Origin of the sequence: Tranquillimonas rosea (assembly GCF_900111315.1) — a bacterium.
GTDB lineage: Bacteria > Pseudomonadota > Alphaproteobacteria > Rhodobacterales > Rhodobacteraceae > Tranquillimonas > Tranquillimonas rosea.
Map to the genome: position 1 here is coordinate 25,510 of NZ_FOGU01000011.1, position 19,928 is coordinate 45,437.

Annotated in this window: 19 protein-coding genes; 13 read left to right on the forward strand and 6 right to left on the reverse strand. The window is 66.7% G+C overall.

All coding sequences use genetic code 11. The features are described from left to right. Positions 1 to 8: 8 nt before the first annotated feature. Complete coding sequence (locus BMZ25_RS16465; protein WP_092695755.1) at positions 9 to 674, reverse strand: FadR/GntR family transcriptional regulator; 666 nt, start codon at positions 672 to 674, stop codon at positions 9 to 11. Positions 675 to 848: 174 nt separating this feature from the next. Between BMZ25_RS16465 and BMZ25_RS16470 the strand changes: the two genes are divergently transcribed. The 6 genes from BMZ25_RS16470 (at position 849) to BMZ25_RS16495 (ending at position 6,904) form a co-directional block, all read left to right on the forward strand. Next, entirely contained in the window at positions 849 to 2,060 is a 1,212-nt protein-coding gene (locus tag BMZ25_RS16470) for a mandelate racemase/muconate lactonizing enzyme family protein (RefSeq protein ID WP_092695607.1), read from the forward strand. Further along, positions 2,057 to 2,824 carry an SDR family oxidoreductase gene (locus BMZ25_RS16475; protein WP_092695609.1) on the forward strand — a complete coding sequence of 256 codons (768 nt, stop codon included), beginning with the start codon at positions 2,057 to 2,059 and terminating at the stop codon, positions 2,822 to 2,824. The genes BMZ25_RS16470 and BMZ25_RS16475 overlap by 4 nt, the downstream gene beginning before the upstream one ends. A gap of 2 nt (positions 2,825 to 2,826) precedes the next feature. Then, positions 2,827 to 3,870 (forward strand): L-idonate 5-dehydrogenase, encoded by a 1,044-nt coding sequence (locus BMZ25_RS16480; RefSeq protein WP_092695611.1) that lies wholly within the window; start codon positions 2,827 to 2,829, stop codon positions 3,868 to 3,870. A gap of 47 nt (positions 3,871 to 3,917) precedes the next feature. Then, complete coding sequence (locus BMZ25_RS16485; protein ID WP_092695613.1) at positions 3,918 to 4,940, forward strand: TRAP transporter substrate-binding protein; 1,023 nt, start codon at positions 3,918 to 3,920, stop codon at positions 4,938 to 4,940. Positions 4,941 to 5,007: 67 nt separating this feature from the next. Then, a complete protein-coding gene (locus BMZ25_RS16490) occupies positions 5,008 to 5,586 on the forward strand; it encodes a TRAP transporter small permease subunit (protein WP_092695615.1) in 579 nt (192 codons plus the stop codon). Between the two features lie 4 nt (positions 5,587 to 5,590). Then, entirely contained in the window at positions 5,591 to 6,904 is a 1,314-nt protein-coding gene (locus BMZ25_RS16495; RefSeq protein ID WP_218142559.1) for a TRAP transporter large permease, read from the forward strand. Between the two features lie 33 nt (positions 6,905 to 6,937). Here the strand turns inward: BMZ25_RS16495 and BMZ25_RS16500 are convergent, their stop codons facing one another. Continuing rightward, positions 6,938 to 7,699, reverse strand: coding sequence for a DeoR/GlpR family DNA-binding transcription regulator (locus BMZ25_RS16500; RefSeq protein WP_092695619.1), 762 nt, complete (start codon positions 7,697 to 7,699; stop codon positions 6,938 to 6,940). Positions 7,700 to 8,279: 580 nt separating this feature from the next. Here BMZ25_RS16500 and BMZ25_RS16510 point away from each other — a divergent pair. From BMZ25_RS16510 to BMZ25_RS16540, 7 genes are all read left to right on the forward strand, one after another. Further along, on the forward strand, positions 8,280 to 9,368 hold the full coding sequence (locus tag BMZ25_RS16510) for an ABC transporter ATP-binding protein (protein ID WP_092695623.1): 1,089 nt from the start codon (positions 8,280 to 8,282) through the stop codon (positions 9,366 to 9,368). 11 nt (positions 9,369 to 9,379) lie between these two features. Next, positions 9,380 to 10,468, forward strand: a complete 1,089-nt coding sequence (locus BMZ25_RS16515) for an ABC transporter ATP-binding protein (protein WP_092695625.1) — start codon at positions 9,380 to 9,382, stop codon at positions 10,466 to 10,468. Continuing rightward, positions 10,468 to 11,343 carry a carbohydrate ABC transporter permease gene (locus BMZ25_RS16520; protein WP_092695627.1) on the forward strand — a complete coding sequence of 292 codons (876 nt, stop codon included), beginning with the start codon at positions 10,468 to 10,470 and terminating at the stop codon, positions 11,341 to 11,343. The genes BMZ25_RS16515 and BMZ25_RS16520 overlap by 1 nt, the downstream gene beginning before the upstream one ends. 98 nt (positions 11,344 to 11,441) lie before the next feature. Further along, on the forward strand, positions 11,442 to 12,218 hold the full coding sequence (locus BMZ25_RS16525; RefSeq protein ID WP_235859916.1) for a carbohydrate ABC transporter permease: 777 nt from the start codon (positions 11,442 to 11,444) through the stop codon (positions 12,216 to 12,218). Between the two features lie 12 nt (positions 12,219 to 12,230). Then, the gene (locus BMZ25_RS16530) at positions 12,231 to 12,503 is read left to right on the forward strand and encodes a DUF2160 domain-containing protein (protein ID WP_092695629.1); all 273 of its coding nucleotides are present in this window, start codon (positions 12,231 to 12,233) and stop codon (positions 12,501 to 12,503) included. Positions 12,504 to 12,579: 76 nt separating this feature from the next. Next, on the forward strand, positions 12,580 to 14,289 hold the full coding sequence (locus BMZ25_RS16535) for an ABC transporter substrate-binding protein (RefSeq protein ID WP_092695631.1): 1,710 nt from the start codon (positions 12,580 to 12,582) through the stop codon (positions 14,287 to 14,289). Between the two features lie 220 nt (positions 14,290 to 14,509). Further along, positions 14,510 to 15,706: an MFS transporter gene (locus BMZ25_RS16540; RefSeq protein WP_092695633.1), complete on the forward strand. Its 1,197-nt coding sequence runs from the start codon at positions 14,510 to 14,512 to the stop codon at positions 15,704 to 15,706. 55 nt (positions 15,707 to 15,761) lie between these two features. Here the strand turns inward: BMZ25_RS16540 and BMZ25_RS16545 are convergent, their stop codons facing one another. The 4 genes from BMZ25_RS16545 to BMZ25_RS16560 all read right to left on the reverse strand — a co-directional run bounded on the left by BMZ25_RS16545 (position 15,762) and on the right by BMZ25_RS16560 (position 19,856). Continuing rightward, complete coding sequence (locus BMZ25_RS16545; protein WP_092695635.1) at positions 15,762 to 16,826, reverse strand: TRAP transporter substrate-binding protein; 1,065 nt, start codon at positions 16,824 to 16,826, stop codon at positions 15,762 to 15,764. A 14-nt stretch (positions 16,827 to 16,840) separates the two neighbouring features. After that, complete coding sequence (locus BMZ25_RS16550; protein ID WP_092695637.1) at positions 16,841 to 18,355, reverse strand: TRAP transporter large permease; 1,515 nt, start codon at positions 18,353 to 18,355, stop codon at positions 16,841 to 16,843. Beyond that, positions 18,352 to 18,840: a TRAP transporter small permease subunit gene (locus tag BMZ25_RS16555; RefSeq protein WP_092695639.1), complete on the reverse strand. Its 489-nt coding sequence runs from the start codon at positions 18,838 to 18,840 to the stop codon at positions 18,352 to 18,354. Before BMZ25_RS16555 ends, BMZ25_RS16550 begins: the two co-directional genes overlap by 4 nt. A gap of 86 nt (positions 18,841 to 18,926) precedes the next feature. After that, on the reverse strand, positions 18,927 to 19,856 hold the full coding sequence (locus BMZ25_RS16560; protein WP_092695641.1) for an isoaspartyl peptidase/L-asparaginase family protein: 930 nt from the start codon (positions 19,854 to 19,856) through the stop codon (positions 18,927 to 18,929). Between the last annotated feature and the right edge of the window lie 72 nt (positions 19,857 to 19,928).

A 19,928-nucleotide genomic window follows, 5' to 3' on the forward strand; every position in this document is an offset into this window, starting at 1 on the left:
CAGTGGCGTCAGTTGATCCCGGCGCGCAGGAGCGTCGCGACGGCGCCGTCGAAATGCTCGGACATGGCGGCTTCGGCGGCGTCGGCGTCATGCGCCGCGATGGCTCGGGCGATGCGGTCGTGCAGGTGGATGTTGTCGCGCCGATTATGGTAGCTGCCCCGCGCCCTCCAGCCGATGTGCCAGGTCTGCCGCGTGATGACCCGGAAGCTCTCGATCAGGATCGAGTAGAGCGCGTTGCCCGAGGCGCGGGCGATCACCTCGTGAAATCGGATGTCGAGCTCCATGATCTCTTCGTGGTTGCCGTCGAGCGCCACCTGCATCGCGGCGACGATGCGCTGCAATTCCGCCGCCTCGGCGTCGCTGCGGCGCAGGGCGGCGAGGTTGACGGTCCGGGTTTCCAGCGTCCGCCGCACGTCCAGCACCTGCTGGATCGACAATTGGCGGGTATGGACCGTGTGGTCGAGGATTAGGCTCAGCGCGTCGGCGTTGGACGAGGCCACGCGCGCCCGCCGGCCGTTGCCGACCTCGACGATCTGCAACGCGGCGAGCCCCCGCAGCGCCTCGCGCGCAATGGTGCGCGACACGCCAAGCTCCGCAGCCAGCGCGTTTTCCGCCGGAAGGCTGTCGCCCGGCATCAACTGACGCTCACCGATCAGCCGGCGGATGTCGGTCATGGTCCGCTCGACGAGACCACCGCGGCCGGGGGCGTCATCGGCCACCTGTATTATAGGTTTTGTCATTTGATGGTACCAATAGGCTTTTTTATTGAACATTAGAATAGCTTTCGTCCTAATGCCTGCCAAGCACGAACGGGGAATCGGCGGGGCCGCCGGCAGAAAGGGGCAATTTTGAAGATCACCGCGATCAGGACCTACCGCGTGGAAGAGTTCGCGAATGTCCTGTGGGTGCATGTCGAGACCGATGCCGGGATCACCGGACTGGGCGAGACCTTCTACGGCGCTGCCGCCGTCGAAGCGCATATCCACGACATCCTGGCAAGCCGCCTGGTGGGGCGGAACCCGCTGCATGTCGAGGCGCTCCACAAGGAGATGCTGACCCTGCCCAACGCGCAGAGCTCGACCGGCGTGGAATATCGCGCCGCTTCGGCAATCGACATCGCGCTGTGGGACGTGTTCGGCAAGGTCTGCGACCAGCCGGTGCATCAGATGCTCGGCGGGCTCTGCTTCGACCGGATGCGGGTCTACAACACCTGTGCCGGCACACGCTATGTCCGCACCAACGCGATCAAGCCGGTCGACACCTGGAACACCGACGACGCCAGCGGTCCCTACGAGGATCTCGACGGCTTCATGAACCGCGCCGGGGAACTGGCGCAGGACCTGCTGGACAACGGCATCACGGCCATGAAGATCTGGCCGTTCGATCCCCCGGCGATGGAGACGAAGGGTCTGCACATCTCGGCCGAGCAGATGAAGACCGCGATCCGCCCCTTCGAGCTGATCCGCGAGGCGGTGGGCGACCGGATGGAGATCATGGTCGAGTTCCACTCGCTCTGGAACCTGCCCGTCGCCAAGAAGATCGCCCGCGCGCTCGAGCCGTTCGATCCCACCTGGTACGAGGATCCGATCCGGATGAACTCGCCGCAGGCGCTGGCCGAGTATGCGCGCGACACGGACGTGTGGGTCTGCGCGTCCGAGACGCTGGGCTCGCGATGGGCCTACAAGGAGTATCTGGACCGTGACGCCGCGCATGTCGTCATGGCAGATCTCTGCTGGACCGGCGGGCTGACCGAGGGGCGCAAGATCGCCGCGATGGCCGAGACCTATCACCGGCCCTTCGCGCCGCACGACTGCATCGGGCCCGTGGGTTTTGCCGCGGCGATCCACATGAGCTTTTCCCAGCCCAACACTCTGATCCAGGAAAGCGTCCGCGCCTTCTACAAGGGATGGTACCGCGAACTCGTGACCGAGGTTCCGCGGATCGAGAACGGATACGTCTACCCGATGGAGGGTCCGGGCCTGGGCACCGAACTGGTGCCGGCGGTCTTCGAGCGGACCGATCTCAGCAGCCGCACAACGACTATCGAGGAGACAGCATGAGCCTTACCCTGTTCGACCTTTCCGGAAAGACCGCGCTGATCACCGGCTCGTCGCGCGGACTGGGTCGCGCCTTCGCCGAGGGGCTGGCCGGTGCCGGCGCGCGGGTGATCCTGCACGGCACGAACGAGGCCCGCCTGGATGCCGCCGCCACGGAGATGCGTGCCGCCGGTCACGACGTCCTGACGGTGGCCTTCGACGTTACCGACGAGGCCGCAATCCTGGCCGCGTTCGAGCGGTTCGATGCAGAGGGCGTGGAGATCGAGATCCTCGTCAACAACGCCGGGATGCAGTTCCGCAAGCCCATGCTCGAGCTCGAGACCTCCGACTGGCAGAAGGTCATCGACACCAACTTGACCGCCGCGTTCGTCATCGGGCGCGAGGCGGCGCGGCGCATGGCGCAGCGCGGCTCGGGCAAGGTCATTAATCTGGGGTCGTTGACGTCCGAGCTGGCTCGCGCCACGGTTGCACCGTACACGGTGGCGAAAGGCGGCATCAAGATGCTGACCAAGGCTATGGCGGCCGAATGGGGCGAAGCGGGAATCCAGGCCAATGCCATCGGCCCGGGCTACATGCTGACCGACATGAACGAGGCGCTGGTGAACAACCCCGACTTCGACGCCTGGGTGAAGGGTCGCACGCCGATGCGCCGCTGGGGCAAGCCGGAAGAGCTGGCGGGCACCGCGATCTACCTGGCCTCGGACGCGTCGAACTATGTCTCGGGCCAGATCATCTATGCCGACGGCGGCATGGTCTCGGTGCTGTGAGGATGCAGAGCGTCGTCATCCATGCGCCCAACGACCTGAGACTCGACGATCAGGCGGACGCGCCCGCCCCGCAGCCGGGCGAGGTCCGCGTCGCCATCTCGCGCGGTGGAATTTGCGGGTCGGACCTGCACTATTTCCATCACGGCGGGTTCGGGGCGACCCGCATCAAGGAGCCGATGATCCTCGGCCACGAGGTGTCGGGCATCGTCGATGCCGTGGGGCAGGGGGTCGACGGTTTCGCCGCCGGCGATCGCGTCACGGTGAACCCATCGATCCCGTGCGGCCGCTGCCAGTATTGCCTTCGGGACATGCGAAACCAGTGCGAGGACATGCGCTTTGCCGGCAGCGCGATGCGCTTTCCCCATCAGCAGGGGCTGTTCCGCCAGGGCGTCACGGTCGACGCCGCGCAACTCGTGCGGCTTTCGCCGACGACGGATCTGAGCCACGCCGCGATGGCCGAACCGCTGGCCGTGTGCCTGCACGCGGTGCGCCGGGCCGGGCCGCTTCTGGGCAAGCGTGTGCTGGTCTCGGGCTGCGGTCCGATCGGGTGCCTGACGGTGCTGGCGGCGAAGCATGTCGGCGCGACCGAGGTGATCGCGACCGATCTCGGCGCCGCGCCGCTCGACATCGCCGCGCGGATTGGCGCGGACCGCACCATCGACATCGCGTCGGCCCCTGACCAGGTCGAGGCGCTGACCGAGGGCAAGGGGACGGTCGATGTCGCGTTCGATTGCTCGGGCAGCGACGACGCGCTGCAGACGGCCATCCGCGCCGTGCGGCCGGCCGGCACGGTCGTCGCCGTGGGGCTGGGCCCCGACGCTGCGCTGCCGCTGAGTGCCATGGTCACGCGCGAGATCACGCTGACCGGCACGTTCCGCTTCGACTCCGAGTTCGGACTGGCCGCGCACTTGATCGACCGGGGCGCCGTGGACGTGTCGCCGCTGTTGACGCAGGTGATGCCGCTGCGCGAGGCGGCCTCTGCCTTCGCGCTCGCCTCGGACCGGAGACGGGCGATGAAAGTGCAACTCGATTTCGACGGGGGCTGACGGAGCGGCCCCCGCACCAGGAGCATCAACCACTAGGGAGGATCAAGATGCAACGTATCTTCAAGACCGCCACGGCGGCCGCCGCGCTGAGTGTCGTCGGCCTGTCCGGCGCGATGGCGCAGGACTACAGCTTCCGCTTCCAGTCCTCGGACCCGGCGGGCAACCCGAATTTCGAGTTCCAGAAGGGCTGGACCGAGACCGTGTCCGAGATGACCGACGGACGCGTCGAGGTCGAGCTTCTGCCCGTGGGCTCGATCGTCGACTACAGCGAGACGCCAGAGGCGATCCAGGCCGGGATCCTGGACGGCCACATCACTGACACCTCGTACTTCGCGGGCAAGGATCCGGCCTATGGCCTGATCGCGAACCCCGTCGGCGCGTGGTCCTCGCCCGAGCAGATGATCGACTTCGTCGAGAACGGCGGCGGCGCCGAACTGATGAACGAACTCAACAATTCCTATGGGCTGGAGTTCATCGGTGTTTCGACGCCCGGCCTCGAGGCGTTCGTGTCGAAGGTGCCGCTCGACGGCGTCGACGATCTTCAGGGGATCAAGGTGCGGACACCCGAGGGCATGATCGCCAACGTGTTCGACGCCGCCGGTGCCGCGCCGGTGAACCTGCCGGCCTCCGAGGTCTATACCTCGCTCGACAAGGGCGTGATCGACGCCGCCGACTACAGCGTGTTCTCGGTGAACCAGGAGGTCGGCCTGAACGAGATCGCACCGCACCCGGTCTATCCGGGCTTCCACTCTCTCCCGCTCGTCGAGGTGTCGATGAACAAGGAGAAGTGGGACGCGCTGCCCGACGACCTGAAGGCCGCCATGAAGGAGTCGGTCAAGGAGTTCCAGCAGACCCAGGTGAACACCCTGCAGGAGCGCAACGAGGAAGCCGCGGCCGAGGCTGCCGAGGCCGGTGACGTCACCATCCACGACTGGTCGGACGAAGAGCGCGCCAAGTTCCGCGAGATCGCGATGGGCGAGTGGGAGAACGTCGCCGAGCGGTCGGAGATGGCGCAGAAGGTGTTCGACACGCTGACCCAGTATCTCCGCGACGAAGGCCTGATGAACTGAGTGGACGTCGGAACCGGTCCGGGCGGCGGGACAGAGCCGCCCGGATCCCATACCGGGGAGGGGCAGATTGACATCCCAGAGTGACGAGAGCGCGCAACACGGCGCCGAAAGCGTGAGCAAGAGCCGCGCCCTGCCCGAGGCGGGGCGTCTCGGGAGGATCGTGGACAAGGGCGGATGGCTGTTCGCCGCGGGTATCGTCGTGGCCGCGATCATCCTGCTGATCGAGGTCTTCCTGCGCTACGTGTTCAACAGCCCGACGAGCTGGGCACATGAGACGACGACGTTCCTGTGCGGGATCGCCTTTCTCTATGGCGGCCTGTTTTGCGCGGCGCGCAACACCCATGTCCGCGTGGTCCTGATCTACGACGCTCTGCCCGCGCGTCTGCGGCGTATTTTCGACGTCGTGATCTCAGCCGCCTCGGCTGTGGCGGCGCTGTTCTTCGCCTATGCCGCCTGGCTCATGGTGCAGAAGGCGGTCTACGCGCCGTCGGGTGACATCCGGCTCGAGCGTAGCGGCAGCGCCTGGAACCCGCCCTATCCGGCCTTCACCAAGATCTTCCTGCTCGCGATGCTGATCTTGCTGACCGCCCAGTTCATCGTGCTGACGTTCAACCATTTCCGGCGCCTGCGCGCCAAGGCCGGCTGACATGATGGACATTCTCGATCCCGGCGTCATCGGCATCGGCCCGGCGACATTGATGATGTTCGGCATGATGGTCGTGCTGCTGCTGACCGGCATGCCGCTGGCCTTCGTGACGCTGCTGGTGGCGCTGGTGTTCGCCATTGGCGGCTTCGGCACGATGGCGGTGCCCCTTATCACCAGCCGCATCTATACCTTTGTCGACAACTTTGTCTTCGTCTCGGTGCCGATGTTTGTGCTGATGGCGGCGATCCTCGACCGGTCCGGCATCGCGCGGGACCTCTTCGACGCGATGAAGCTGGTCGGCGGCCGACTGCGCGGCGGCGTGGCGGTGCAGACGATCTTCGTGTCGATCATCCTGGCCGCGATGTCGGGTATCATCGGCGGCGAGATCGTGCTGCTCGGCCTTCTGGCGCTGCCGCAGATGCTGCGGCTCGGCTACGACCGGAGCCTTGCGATCGGCGTGGTCTGCGCCGGCGGTTCGCTGGGCACGATGGTGCCGCCGTCGATCGTGCTGATCATCTACGGCCTGACCGCGAACGTTTCGATCGGCGACCTGTTCACCGCGGCGTTCATCCCCGGCTTCATGCTGGCGTCGTTCTACGTGATCTACGTGCTCGCGCGCGCCTATCTCGACCCCAAGGCCGCGCCGCCGCCCGACAACGAGACGATCCCGAACCAGGAGAAGCTGCGCCTGCTCAAGGGCCTGATCCTGCCGATCATGGTGGTGATCTTCGTCCTCGGCTCGATCTACGGCGGGATCGCGTCGGTGACCGAGGCGTCGGCCATCGGCGTCGGCGGGGTGATGCTGTCGACCATTCTTCGGGGCGAGTTCACCTACACGCTCGTCCGGGACGCGGCGATGCAGACGCTGGCCACGGTCGGCATGATCGTCTGGATCGGCATCGGGGCCACGGCGCTGGTCGGGGTCTACAACCTGATGGGCGGCATCTCGTTCGTGTCGGGGCTGATGACGGGAATCTCGGACAATCCGCGGATCGTGGTGCTGGCGATGATGGGCATCCTCTTCGTCCTGGGCGCGTTCCTCGACTGGGTCGGGATCGCGCTGCTGACGATGCCGATCTTCGTGCCGATCATCCGCGACCTCGGTCTCGACCCGATCTGGTTCGGGGTGCTGTTCTGCATGAACATGCAGGTCAGTTTCCTGTCGCCGCCCTTCGGCCCGGCTGCGTTCTACCTCAAAACGGTGGCGCCGCCGGACATCTCGCTGGGGGACATCTTCAAGTCGCTCCTGCCGTTCATCTGCCTACAGGTGCTGGCGGTCGGGATCCTGCTGCTGTTCCCGGCCATCGCGGTCTACTGAGATCAAAGCGGGCGGCCACGGCGCCGCCCGCTTTCAACCGCCGGTGTCGTGGACGGCGGTGCCCCAATCGCCGCATTGCTCCCGCAGGGCGTTGGGCAGGCTGTCGGTGAAGATCGCGTCGATCTCGCGCAGCGAGGCGATCTTCACCGGCGCCGTCCGCGTGAACTTGGAGCGGTCGGTCACCAGGAACGTGCGCTTGGACTGGCGGATGATGGCGCGGCTGACGCGCACCTCCTGCAGGTCGAAGTCCAACAGGTCGCCGTCTTCGTCCACCGCCGAGGTGCCAATGATCGCACGGTCGACCTTAAACTGATCGATCACCTCGAGCGTCAGGTCCCCCACCAGCCCCCCGTCGCAATGACGCAGGATGCCGCCGGCCACGATGATCTGGCACGAGTGGTTCGCCGCCAGGATGGCGGCCACGTTGAGGTTGTTGGTGATCACCGTCAGGTTCTCGTGGCCCAGAAGCTCGACCGCGACCGCCTCGGTCGAGGTACCGATGTTCAGCAGCACAGACGAATTGTTGGGGATCTCCGCCGCGCAGAGCCGTGCGATGGCGGCCTTCTCGGCCTCGTTCGTGGCGCGGCGCTCGGCATAGCCGATGTTGCCGGCACCGGGCGGCATGATCGCCCCCCCGTGGACCCGGTCCAGCTTGCCCAGGTCGGCGAGTTCGGACAGGTCGCGCCGGATCGTCTGCGAGGTCACGCCGAAGCGCGCGGCAAGCTCCTCGACCGAGACGCGCCCCGTCTCGTTGGCGATTTCGAGAATCTGCGACTTTCGAAAACTCTGTGCCAAATCTTCGGGACTCGCTGTGATGTCGCACGGTGGGGTGCGATTGCCTGCGTCAAATGTGCGCAAATGCGCGTTTCTGTCAATCCGCATCGAAAACCCGTGCGAAAGCTACGACGAATGTTCGTGACAATGTTCGGTTTTGCCTTTCCAACGCGCGAAAATCGGTTAACCAAGCGTTAAGTGAAGAAAAAAGAAAACTTAGGTTTTGACTCGCACCCCTGTTTTCCTGTTCTCTTCGTAACCAATGGGAGGAGACAGCGATGGAACCGGCGCGCGCCGAGGTCTGTGACGTGTTCGTCATAGGCGCTTGCATCAGTGGATATGCGACTGCCTGCACCGACGGCATGAACCCGGCCGGGCAGGGCCCCTCGGGCGATGCGGTGAGCCTCGTCGCGCAGACGGTGGCACGTGCGACCCTTCGACCGGCGGATAGGGAATATGCGCGACGCGCAGACGATGTACTATGGCGCAGACGCGTGCGAGCGCCGCGGCCCGGCACGGAGGAGGTCGAGCCGACGGATGCATGGATGAAGCACGGGAGCGCCGCCCGCGAGAGGCGGCGGCCCGAGGGGAGGAGAGCGCAATGACGCTGGAACTCGACGGTGTCACCAAGGTCGTGGGCGGGCGGACGCATATCCATCCGACCGACCTCAGGCTCGAGGCGGGAACGATGAACGTTCTGCTGGGGCCGACCCTTGCCGGGAAGACATCCCTGATGCGCCTGATGGCCGGGCTCGACGTGCCGACCGAGGGCCGCGTGCTCTGGCGGGGCGAGGATGTCACCGGGATGCGCGTGCAGGACCGCAAGGTCGCGATGGTCTATCAGCAGTTCATCAATTACCCGTCGATGACCGTCTACGAGAACATCGCCTCGCCCCTGCGGCTGATGGGGCAATCCCGCGACGAGATCGACGCGGCCGTGCGCAAGACCGCCGACCTGATGAAGCTGACACCGATGCTGGATCGTCGGCCGCTGGAGTTGTCGGGCGGCCAGCAGCAGCGCTGCGCGCTCGGCCGGGCGCTGGTGAAAGATGCCGGGCTGGTGCTGCTGGACGAGCCGCTGGCGAACCTCGACTACAAGCTGCGCGAGGAACTGCGCGCCGAGATCCCGCGCATCTTCGAGGAAGCGGGCTCGATCTTCGTCTACGCCACGACCGAGCCCGAAGAGGCGCTCTTGCTGGGCGGCAACACGGCGACGCTTTGGGAGGGGCGGGTGACACAGTTCGGACCGACCCCGGCAGTCTATCGCAAGCCCGCCGACGCCACCACGGCGCGGGTGTTCTCGGACCCGCCGATGAACTTTCTCGATCTCACGAAGTCGGGTCGCACGCTGACCTTCGCCGATGGCCGGACCGAAGAGGCGACAGACCGGCTCGAGACGCTGGCCGACGGCACCTACATGGCGGGGTTCCGTCCGAACCACCTTTCACTCGAACCGCTCGCCGGAAACTCGCTGACCTTCCGCTGCACGCTCGAGGTGACCGAGATCACCGGCTCGGAGACCTTCGTGCACCTCGACCACGAGGGCACGCGCTGGGTCGGGCTGGCGCACGGCGTGCGGCATCTCGAGCTGGGGCGCGAGATGGACGTGCATCTCGATCCCGCGCACATCTACATTTTCGGCGAGGACGGCGATCTCGTCGCGCCGGCCGCCTACGCGGCGGCGGCCTGAGGAGGAGGCTCATGGCACAGATCACCCTGGCGAACCTTGCGCATTCCTATCTGCCCAACCCTTCGGGCGAGGCGGATTTCGCGCTGAAGGAAATGAACCACGTCTGGACCGATGGCGAGGCCTACGCGCTGCTGGGCTCGTCGGGCTGCGGCAAGACCACGCTCCTGAACATCATCTCGGGGCTTCTGCGCCCATCGCAGGGCCGCGTCTTCTTCGGCGACACGGACGTCACGGACATGACCACGGCGGACCGCAACATCGCGCAGGTGTTCCAGTTTCCCGTCGTCTACGACACGATGACCGTGCGCGAGAACCTGGCCTTCCCGCTGAAGAACCGCGGCGCACCCAAGGATTACGTTCAGCAGCGGGTCGCCGAGATCTGCCGCATGATCGACATGGAGGATCAGCTCGACCGCAAGGCGCGGGGGCTGACGGCGGATGCCAAGCAGAAGATCAGCCTCGGGCGCGGGATGGTGCGCGAGGACGTCAACGCGATCCTGTTCGACGAGCCGCTCACCGTCATCGACCCGCACATGAAGTGGGAGCTCAGGACCCAGCTCAAGGAACTGCATCAACGGTTCGGCCACACGATGATCTACGTCACCCACGACCAGACCGAGGCGCTGACCTTCGCGGACAAGGTCGTCGTGATGTCCGAGGGCCGCGTGGTGCAGATCGGCACGCCCGAAGAGCTGTTCGAGACGCCCGAGCACACCTTCGTCGGCTATTTCATCGGCTCGCCGGGCATGAACGTGCTGGACGCCACGGTCGAGGGCGGCAGTGCCCGCGTGGGGGCGCACGAGGTGCCGCTGGCCGGGCGGTATGACGGGCTCACAGGACATGTCCAGATCGGCATCCGTCCCGAGTTCGCGCATCTCTCCGAGTCCGAGGGGCTGCCCGTCACGATCAAGCGGGTCGAGGACGTCGGCCGCCACAAGATCGTTCGCGCCGACCACGAGGGGACCGAGATCAACATCATCGCGGCCGAGGGTGCCGAGATCGGCGCCGACCAGCGCCGCGTCGTCTTCGATCCCGACCGCGTCAACGTCTACGCGGACGCCTGGCGCGTCCCGCCGACCAGCATGGGGAGGGCCGCGTGATGGACAAGCGCGTCAATCAGAAAGCCTGGCTGCTAGTCCTGCCGGTGCTGGTGCTGGTGGCGTTCTCTGCGGTGATCCCGCTGATGACGGTCGTCAACTACTCGGTCCAGGACAGCTTCGGAAACAACCAGTTCTTCTGGGTCGGCCTCGAATGGTTCAAGGAGACGCTCGCCTCTGAACGGATCCGCGACGCGCTCGGCCGGCAGTTCATGTTCACGCTGATCATCCTGGCCATCGAGGTGCCGCTGGGCATCCTCGTGGCGCTCAACATGCCCAAGAAGGGCTTCTGGGCGTCGGTCTGCCTGGTCCTGATGGCGCTGCCGCTGCTGATCCCGTGGAACGTTGTGGGGACGATCTGGCAGATCTTCGGCCGGGTCGACATCGGCCTTCTTGGCTACACGCTCGACGCGCTCGGGTTCGACTACAACTACACGCAGGACGCGCTGGACGCCTGGATCACGATCATCGTCATGGACGTATGGCACTGGACCTCGCTCGTGGCGCTTCTGGCCTATGCGGGCCTGCAATCGATCCCCGAGGCGTATTACCAGGCGGCCAAGATCGACCAGGCGAGCCGCTGGAAGGTGTTCCGCTTCATCGAACTGCCGAAGATGTCCGGCGTGCTGACCATCGCGATCCTCCTGCGGTTCATGGACAGCTTCAAGATCTACACCGAGCCGTTCGTCGTCACCGGAGGCGGCCCCGGCAACTCGACCACGCTGTTGTCGATCGACCTGGTGAAGATGGCGCTGGGGCAGTTCGATCTCGGGCCCGCCGCGGCGTTCTCGATCATCTACTTCCTCATCATCCTGCTGGTCAGCTGGGTGTTCTTCACCGTGATGACCAACCTCGACAAGGAGGAGGGCCCGAAATGACCAACGTCGACGCCCGCGCCGACAGCGGCACCTCGACCGGCACGCGGACACGCACCGCGGCGCGGTCGGGCTTCCGGATCAACAGCAAGGCGGTGGTGATGACGCTCTACCTCGCCTTCCTGCTGATCCCGATCTACTGGCTCGTGAACATGAGCCTGAAGACCAACAACGAGATCCTGTCGACCTTCTCGCTCTGGCCGCGCAACCTGACGTTCCAGAACTACATGACGATCTTCACCGATCCGTCGTGGTACTGGGGCTACATCAACTCGATCATCTACGTGACGATGAACACGGTGATCTCGATCGTCGTGGCGCTGCCGGCGGCCTACGCCTTCAGTCGCTACACATTCCTCGGGGACAAGCACCTGTTCTTCTGGCTGCTGACGAACCGAATGGCGCCGCCGGCGGTCTTCGCGCTGCCGTTCTTCCAGCTGTATTCCTCGGTGGGACTGTTCGACACGCATATCGCCGTGGCGCTGGCGCACACGCTGTTCAACGTGCCGCTGGCGGTGTGGATTCTCGAAGGCTTCATGCGTGGCGTTCCGAAGGAGATCGACGAGACCGCCTATATCGACGGCTACTCGTTCGGGAGGTTCTTCGTGAAGATCTTCATGCCACTCGTGGCCTCGGGCATCGGCGTGACTGCTTTCTTCTGCTTCATGTTCTCGTGGGTGGAGCTGCTTCTGAGCCGCACGCTGACCAGCGTCGACGCCAAGCCGATCGCGGCGACGATGACGCGCACGGTCTCGGCCTCGGGGCTCGACTGGGGGGTGCTGGCCGCAGCGGGGGTGCTGACCATCATCCCCGGCGCGCTGGTCATCTATTTCGTCCGTAATTACATCGCCAAGGGCTTTGCCCTGGGCCGCGTGTAGGGAGATACGCTCATGGCTTGGATGGCATGGACCTGGCCCACCGCGGCCTTCTTCGCCTTCATCGCGGCGTGCCTGATCGTCTTCACGGTCCTGGGGTTGAGGCGCCCCGAGACGCCGCGCACCGGCGTCCTCGGGATCGAGACGACACGCGGCGACCGTCTGTTCATCACGCTTCTGGGCTCGGCCTATATCAATCTGGCCTGGCTCGGTCTCGTCAGTGCGCCGCAATGGGGCGCGCTGATCGTCTGCCTGATCTTTGCCGCAGCGGTGTTCCGCTGGGTCTGATCGGCAGACGTGCGACTGCGGCCGGCGCGGGGCGCCGGCTGCTTCTGAAGGGTTCAGAAAATAGGGAGGAACCATAATGACCCTCTGTTACAGATCGACGACGGCGCTCGGGCTTGCGCTGGCGGTACTCGCCAGCCCCGCGCTCGCGGGCATGGAAGAGGCCCGCGAATTCCTCGACAACGAGATCGGCGAGATGTCCTCGCTGACCCGCGAGGAAATGGAAGAGGAGATGCAGTGGTTCGTCGATGCCGCCCAGGAATTCCAGGGCATGGACATCAACGTCGTCTCCGAGACGATCGCCACGCACGAATACGAAAGCCAGGTTCTGGCTCCGGCGTTCAGCGCCATCACCGGCATCAATCTGACCCACGACCTGATCGGCGAGGGTGACGTGGTCGAGCGTCTGCAGACGCAGATGCAGTCGGGCGAGAACGTCTATGACGCCTATGTCAACGACTCGGACCTGATCGGCACCCACTGGCGCTATCAGCAGGCGCGCAATCTGACCGAGTGGATGGACGAGGAGGGCGCCGACGTCACTTCGCCGACGCTCGATCTGGACGATTTCATCGGGCTCGAGTTCACGACCGGCCCCGACGACATGCTCTACCAGCTGCCGGACCAGCAGTTCGCGAACCTGTACTGGTTCCGCTACGACTGGTTCAACGACCCCGAGATCCAGGCCGCCTTCGAAGAGGAGTACGGCTACGAGCTGGGCGTTCCGGTGAACTGGTCGGCCTACGAGGACATCGCCGAGTTCTTCACCGGCCGCGAGATCGACGGCCAGGAAGTCTATGGCAACATGGACTACGGCAAGAAGGACCCGAGCCTCGGCTGGCGCTTCACCGATGCCTGGATGTCGATGGCCGGCATGGGCGACAAGGGCGAGCCGAACGGCCTTCCGGTCGACGAATGGGGCGTCCGCGTCAACGAGAACAGCCAGCCCGTCGGCTCGTGCATGGCCCGCGGCGGCGCCACCAACAGCCCCGCGGCCGTCTACGCGATCGAGAAGTACAAGTACTGGCTCGAGAACTTCACCCCGCCGGCCGCCGCTGGCATGACCTTCTCCGAGGCCGGGCCCGTCCCGGCGCAGGGGAACATCGCCCAGCAGATGTTCATGTACACGACCTTCGTGCCCTCGCTTGTGCAGGACGGTCTGCCGATCATGAACGAGGACGGCACGCCGAAATGGCGTCTCGCCCCCAGCCCGCACGGGGCCTACTGGGAAGAGGGGATGAAGATCGGCTACCAGGACGTGGGGTCGTGGACGATCCTCGACTCGACCCCGGTGGACCGGGCGAAGGCGGCCTGGCTCTATGCCCAGTTCGTCACCTCCAAGACTGTGGACGTCAAGAAGAGCCATGAGGGTCTGACCTTCATCCGCGAATCCACGATCGAGCATGAGAGCTTCACCGACCGCGCGCCCAAGCTAGGCGGTCTGGTTGAGTTCTATCGTTCGCCGGCGCGCACCCAGTGGTCGCCCACCGGCACCAACATCCCGGACTATCCGCGCCTGGCGCAGCTGTGGTGGCAGAACATCGGCGACGCGTCCTCGGGCGCCAAGTCGGCCAAGGAGGCGCTCGACGCGCTCTGCGAACAGACCGAGGATGTGCTCGAGCGTATCCAGCGGGCGGGCATCCAGGGCGAACTCGGCCCGAACCTGAACGAAGAGCGTGACCCGCAGTACTGGCTGGACCAGGAAGGTGCGCCGAAGCCCGCGCTCGAGAACGAGGATCCGGAGCCGCAGACCGTCAAGTACGACGAGCTGATCGCCTCCTGGCAGTAAGCCGGACCTTCTCTGACAGCTGATTGCGGCGGCCCCTCGGGGCCGCCGTTTTTTTCGTTCCGGAGCAGGGGCCGCGCCTGACCCTGCGGCACTCCCATGCACGGCGCGCAACCCGCCCATGTGCGCAGACACCTTGCGGGACGGCCGCAGGGCCTTAGCTTGCATCCTTTCTGCGGTGCAGCGCCGTGCCGTCCTCCGTCCCGAACCGAATGCGAGCCTCATGACCGCCGATCCGCGCCAGGCCAAGCTGACCATCCTGTCCCTCGCTATCGGCGCCTTCGCGATCGGGGTGTCCGAGTTCGCGGCGATGGGGCTTCTGCCATATTTTGCCACCGGCCTAGACGTGACCGAGCCCGTGGCGGGCTACGCCATCAGCGGCTATGCGCTCGGCGTGGTGATCGGGGCGCCGGTGCTGGCGGTGCTGGGCGCGCGGCTGTCGCGCAAGACGTTCCTGACGATGCTGATCGGGGCCTTCGCGCTCGCCAACCTTCTGGGGGCGATGGCGCCGGACATCGCCACCTTTACCGGCGCGCGGGTGCTGGCCGGGCTGCCGCATGGCGCGTATCTGGGCATCGCGATGCTGGTGGCGGCGGACCTGCTGCCGAAAGGGCAGCGCGCGGCGGGCGTGGCGAAGGTGATGCTGGGCCTGACGATCGCGAACGTCGTCGGCGTTCCCACCGCCGGGGCGATCGGGCAGACCTTTGGCTGGCGCTGGTGTTTCGTCATCGTCGGCGCGCTGGCGCTGTTGTCGCTGACGATGATCTCGCGGTTCGCGCCCGCCGACGCGCCCGACCCCGACGCCAGCCCCCTTCGTGAGCTTGGAGCGCTGCGCAACCGCGCGGTCTGGCTGACGCTGATGGTCGGCGCGGTGGGCTTCGGGGGTATCTTCGCCGTCTATTCCTATCTCTCTGCGGCGATGATCGAGGCGGCCGCCGCGCCGGAATGGAGTATCCCGATGGCGCTGTCGGCCTTCGGCGTCGGCACCACGATCGGCAATGTCGTGGCAGGGCGGCTGGCCTCATGGTCGCGGCTCGGCGGGGCGTTTGTCCTGTTGTGCGGCATGGTGGTCGTGCCGGTGATCTACACGATGGTGCTGGGCAGCTGGCCGGCGATGATCGCGGTGGTGCTGCTGCTGGGCATGACGGCCGGGCTCGTCATTCCGTTACAGATGCGGCTGATGGACGTGGCCGGCGACGCGCAGTCGCTCGCAGCCGCGCTGAACCACGCCGCGTTCAACCTCGCCAACGCGCTCGGGCCCTATATGGCCGGGCTTGCCCTGGCGGCGGGGTATGGCTGGGCATCGACCGGCTGGGTCGGAGCCGGCCTCGCGGCGGCGGGCGTGGCCGCGCTCGGCGTCGCGTGGCTCGACACCCGCAGACCGGGCAAGTCCGTGCCGGCGGCGTCGGGCAGCTGTTGAGGGATCGGGGCGCGGGCGCCGCGGCACGGAGGCCCCGGCGCCCGGATCGGTCGGTCTAGCCGCGGTTGGCGAGAAGCGGCAGTGTCATTTCCTTGGCATAGGCCCGCGCGCTCTCGAGATAGGGCTCGTAGCTCTCGCGGACCCGCGCGACATCCTCGCTCTCGGCCGACAGCTCGTCGGCGACCTCCCACCAGGCCTCTTTCATCGCCGCGACGACATCGTCGGGGAATTGCAGGAACTCGACCCCGCCATCCCTGAGCTCGGCCATCGCCTGCGCGTTGAAGTAGTCGAACTGGGCGTGCGCCTCGAGCGCCGAGGCATAGGCCGCGGCCCGGCAGATCGCCTGCAGGTCGGCGGGCAGCTCGTCCCAGGCGTCCTGGTTGAACACGATCGCCAGGCCCGCGCCGGGTTCGTTGTAGGCGGGAACGTAGCAGAGGTCCGTGATCTTCTGCAGACCGAAGGCTTGGTCCAGCATCGGGCCCACCCACTCTGCGGCGTCGATGGCGCCCGATTGCAGTGACTGGAAGATCTCCGGCGGCGGCATCAGCACGGCGTTGACCCCGAGCTTGCGGTATATCTCGCCCCCCAGGCCGGCGACCCGCATGTTCAGGCCTTGAAGGTCATCCACGCTCTCGATGCGGTTCTTGAACCAGCCGCCCGACTGGGTGTTCGAGTTGCCGGAATAGAGCGGCTTCAGGCCGCGCTGCGCATAGATGTCGTCCCACAGCTCCTGGCCGCCGCCATGCTCCAGCCAGGCGACGTGCTCGAACGATGTCAGGCCGAACGGCACACCAGTGAACCAGTGCAGGGCCGGGTTCTTGCCCGCGGCATAGTAGGTCGGGCCGTGGCCCACGGGCGCGTTGCCCTGCTGCACGGCATCCTCGACGCCGAAGGGCGGGACCAGCTCGCCGCCGCCATAGATGGTAAAGCTCATCCGGCCGTCCGACATCGCCTCGACCTTTTCGGCGAAGTTCTGGACGTTGGTGCCCACGCCGGGGGCGTTCTTCGGGAACGCGGTCGGCAGGTTCCACTGGATATTGCCCTGCGCGACGGCCGGGGCGGCCAGCGGCACGGTCGCGGCGCCCAGGGCGCCGGTTGCGATGAAGTCTCTGCGTCTCAAGCGGTATCCCCTCCCTATCGGAACATCAGGTCTGGCAACCAGGTCGCCAGCTCCGGTACCGCAATCAGAAGCGCCATCGCGAGGATCTGCAACCCCACGAAGGGCGCCACGCCGACATAAATGTCCGTCGTGCTGATCGACCGGGGCGCCGCCGAGCGGAAGTAGAACAGGGCGAACCCGAAGGGCGGCGTCAGGAACGAGGTCTGCAGGTTCATCGCCAGCAGCACCCCGAACCAGACCGGAGAGATGTCGGTGCCCAGGATCGGCGGGCCGAGCAGCGGCACGACGATATAGATGATCTCGATCGCCTCGAGGATGAACCCGAGGAGGAACACGATGGCCAGGACCAGCGCCAGCGCCGAGGCCGTGCCGCCCGGCATCGCGGCGATCAGGTCGGCCACCCGCTCGTCGCCGCCGAAGCCGCGAAAGACGAGCGACAGCAGCGAAGCGGCGACGACGATGCCGAAGACCATGCCGGTGATCTTGACCGTCTCGTCTACGGCACCCGCCAGGATGCCGCCGCGAAACAGGGTCACGCCCCCCGCGAGCGTCCCGATCCCCACCAGAAGCGCCGCGATCACCGCGACGGGGCCCGCAACGTCGGCAAGTCGCAGCGCGATCAGGACCACCGCGCCGAGCGCCGCCGCGGCGACCAGCGCGCGGCCTGCGCGACCCGCCTTGCCCGACGCCGCGAGCAGCAGCGCGCCCACGGCGCCCAGGCCCGCGGCCTCGGTCGTCGTGGCGATGCCCGCCAGGATCGACCCCAGCACGGCGACGATCAGCGCGATGGGCGGCAGGAAGGTGAAGACAAGCAGCCGCGCCGTCACCGGGGCGCCCTCGACAGGGACCGGGCCGCGCGCCGGGCGCAGCATGATGGCGATGAACACCGCGTAGAGCGACACCAGCACCAGGCCGGGCAGAAGCGCCCCGGCGAACAGGTCGCCCACCGAGACGGGATCGGGCGCGAAGTTGCCGGCCGCCTGTTGCGCTTCGAGGTAGGTGCTGCCGATCTGGTCGCCGAGCAGCACCAGAAGGATCGAGGGCGGGATGATCTGCCCCAGCGTGCCGCTCGCGCAGATCACGCCGGCCGCCAGCCGCTTGTCGATCCCGGCCTCGGTCATCGCAGGCAGGGCGATCAGCACCAGCATCACCACCGTCGCGCCAATGATGCCGGTCGAGGCGGCGATCAGCGTGGAAAAGGCCAGAACCGCCAGGGCGATCCCGCGCGGCGAGCCGCGGACCAGACGCGACAGCACGTCGAGCATCCGCTGCGCCAGTCCCGAACGCTCCAGCAGAACCCCCATCAGCACGAACAGCGGCACCGCCATCAGGAGGGTGTTGGACATGATGCCCCAGACCCTTGCGGGGAAGAAGGTCAGGAACTGCAGGTCGAAGACCCCCATCGTGCTTGCGATCAGGGCCGAGACCAGGGGTACGCCTGCGATCGCCAGCATCGCCGGGATGCCGGACAGGATGCCGCCGAACAGCGCCAGCAGCATCGCGACGAGGGCCGCGTCCGCCCCGGTCACAGCGGCCTGCGGGCCAGCACGGCCGCGATTCCCTGCAGGATGGTCAGCGCCGCCGCGAGGGGCAGGGCGGTCTTCAGCAGGAACAACCCGCCAAGGCCGCCCGTCTCGACCGAGGCCTCGCGGATCGACCAGCTATAGGCGAGGTCGGGCCAATAGGCCCAGATCAACAGACCGAAGACCGGGATCAGGAACAGCACCAGCGCGACGATGTCCGAGCCGCGGCGATAGCGTTCGCCCAGCTTCTCCGAGATCACCTCGACCCGCACGTGACCCTGGTGGGCCAGGCAGACCGGGATGCTGAAGATCGCGAGCGCCGCGAAGGCATAGCTCGCCGCGTCCTGCAGCTCGATATAGCCGACGCCGAAGCCATAGCGAAGCACCACGATCAGCAGCACCGTCGCCGCGAGGGCGAGCGCGGCCACCGAGCAGAGGCCGCGCGCGGCGATGTCGAGCATGCGGCAAAAGCGGAGGTATCGGTCGATCATGTGGCCCATCCCGTTGCGCGGGCCTTCTGGCACAGCCGCGCGTCGACTGCCACCCGGCGCAACGGGAAAGGCGGTCGCGTCCCGGCTCAGTAGATCGCGACCTTCAGGTCCTGGCCCTCGGCGGCGATGCCGCGATACATGCCCTCGGAATTGAACGGCAGCGTGACCGAGCCGTCGCGGCCGACCGCGACCAGCCCCCCGGTGTCGCCGACCTCGCGCACGAGGTCCCCCATCACGACATGGCGCGCGGCGTCCTCGAGGCTCTCGCCGCGGTGGCGCATCCGCGCGTCGATCTCGTGGGCCGCCACCCAACGCAGGAAGATCTCGCCGTGCCCGGTGGCCGAGACGGCGCAGGTCGCGTCGTCCGCGAAGGTGCCGGCACCGATGACCGGGCTGTCGCCCACGCGGCCAGGCATCTTCGCGGTCATGCCGCCGGTGGATGTCGCCGCGGCCAGCCGACCCTCGCGGTCCCGCGCCACGGCCCCGACCGTGCCGTGGCGTCGGGCGGGATCATCGTCGCTGACGCCGCGCGCCTTCATGTCGAGCGTGGCCTGAAGCGCGTTCCAACGGTCCTGCGTGTAGAAATAGTCCGGGTGCTCGTAGTCGAGCCCCGCCGCGCGCCCGACCTCGAGCGCGCCGTCCCCGATCATCAGAACGTGGTCGGTGGTTTCCATCACCGTGCGCGCCAGCCGGATCGGGTTGCGTGGGCCGCAGATGCCCGCCACCGCGCCGGCCCGGCGGGTGGTGCCTTCCATCACCGCCGCGTCCATCTCGTGCGTGCCGGCGCTGGTGAAGACGGCGCCGCGCCCGGCGTTGAACAGCGGCTCGTCCTCGAGCGCGCAGACGGCTGCGGTCACGGCGTCGAGCGCGGTGCCGCCGCTGCGCAGGACGACCTCTCCGGTCTCGAGCACCCGCTCCAGCGCGGCGTGATAATCCCGTTCCAGTTCGGGCGTAATGCGCGCCTTCGGCAGCACTCCGGCGCCCCCGTGGATCGCAAGTGTATATCCCGTCGTCATTCGGCCGTGTCCTTTCATCCGAAATGCGCATCGGAAACGCGCAGCCGTGTACCGCCTGGTTACCATTTCCGG

Excerpts from the sequence above, each read along its gene's own strand:
- BMZ25_RS16465 (WP_092695755.1), bottom strand. The coding sequence starts at position 674 with ATGACCGACATCCGCCGGCTGATCGGTGAGCGTCAGTTGATGCCGGGC.
- BMZ25_RS16475 (WP_092695609.1), top strand. The coding sequence starts at position 2,057 with ATGAGCCTTACCCTGTTCGACCTTTCCGGAAAGACCGCGCTGATCACC.
- BMZ25_RS16480 (WP_092695611.1), top strand. The coding sequence starts at position 2,827 with ATGCAGAGCGTCGTCATCCATGCGCCCAACGACCTGAGACTCGACGAT.
- BMZ25_RS16485 (WP_092695613.1), top strand. The coding sequence starts at position 3,918 with ATGCAACGTATCTTCAAGACCGCCACGGCGGCCGCCGCGCTGAGTGTC.
- BMZ25_RS16495 (WP_218142559.1), top strand. The coding sequence starts at position 5,591 with ATGGACATTCTCGATCCCGGCGTCATCGGCATCGGCCCGGCGACATTG.
- BMZ25_RS16510 (WP_092695623.1), top strand. The coding sequence starts at position 8,280 with ATGACGCTGGAACTCGACGGTGTCACCAAGGTCGTGGGCGGGCGGACG.
- BMZ25_RS16515 (WP_092695625.1), top strand. The coding sequence starts at position 9,380 with ATGGCACAGATCACCCTGGCGAACCTTGCGCATTCCTATCTGCCCAAC.
- BMZ25_RS16520 (WP_092695627.1), top strand. The coding sequence starts at position 10,468 with ATGGACAAGCGCGTCAATCAGAAAGCCTGGCTGCTAGTCCTGCCGGTG.
- BMZ25_RS16525 (WP_235859916.1), top strand. The coding sequence starts at position 11,442 with ATGACGCTCTACCTCGCCTTCCTGCTGATCCCGATCTACTGGCTCGTG.
- BMZ25_RS16530 (WP_092695629.1), top strand. The coding sequence starts at position 12,231 with ATGGCTTGGATGGCATGGACCTGGCCCACCGCGGCCTTCTTCGCCTTC.
- BMZ25_RS16535 (WP_092695631.1), top strand. The coding sequence starts at position 12,580 with ATGACCCTCTGTTACAGATCGACGACGGCGCTCGGGCTTGCGCTGGCG.
- BMZ25_RS16540 (WP_092695633.1), top strand. The coding sequence starts at position 14,510 with ATGACCGCCGATCCGCGCCAGGCCAAGCTGACCATCCTGTCCCTCGCT.
- BMZ25_RS16555 (WP_092695639.1), bottom strand. The coding sequence starts at position 18,840 with ATGATCGACCGATACCTCCGCTTTTGCCGCATGCTCGACATCGCCGCG.
- BMZ25_RS16560 (WP_092695641.1), bottom strand. The coding sequence starts at position 19,856 with ATGACGACGGGATATACACTTGCGATCCACGGGGGCGCCGGAGTGCTG.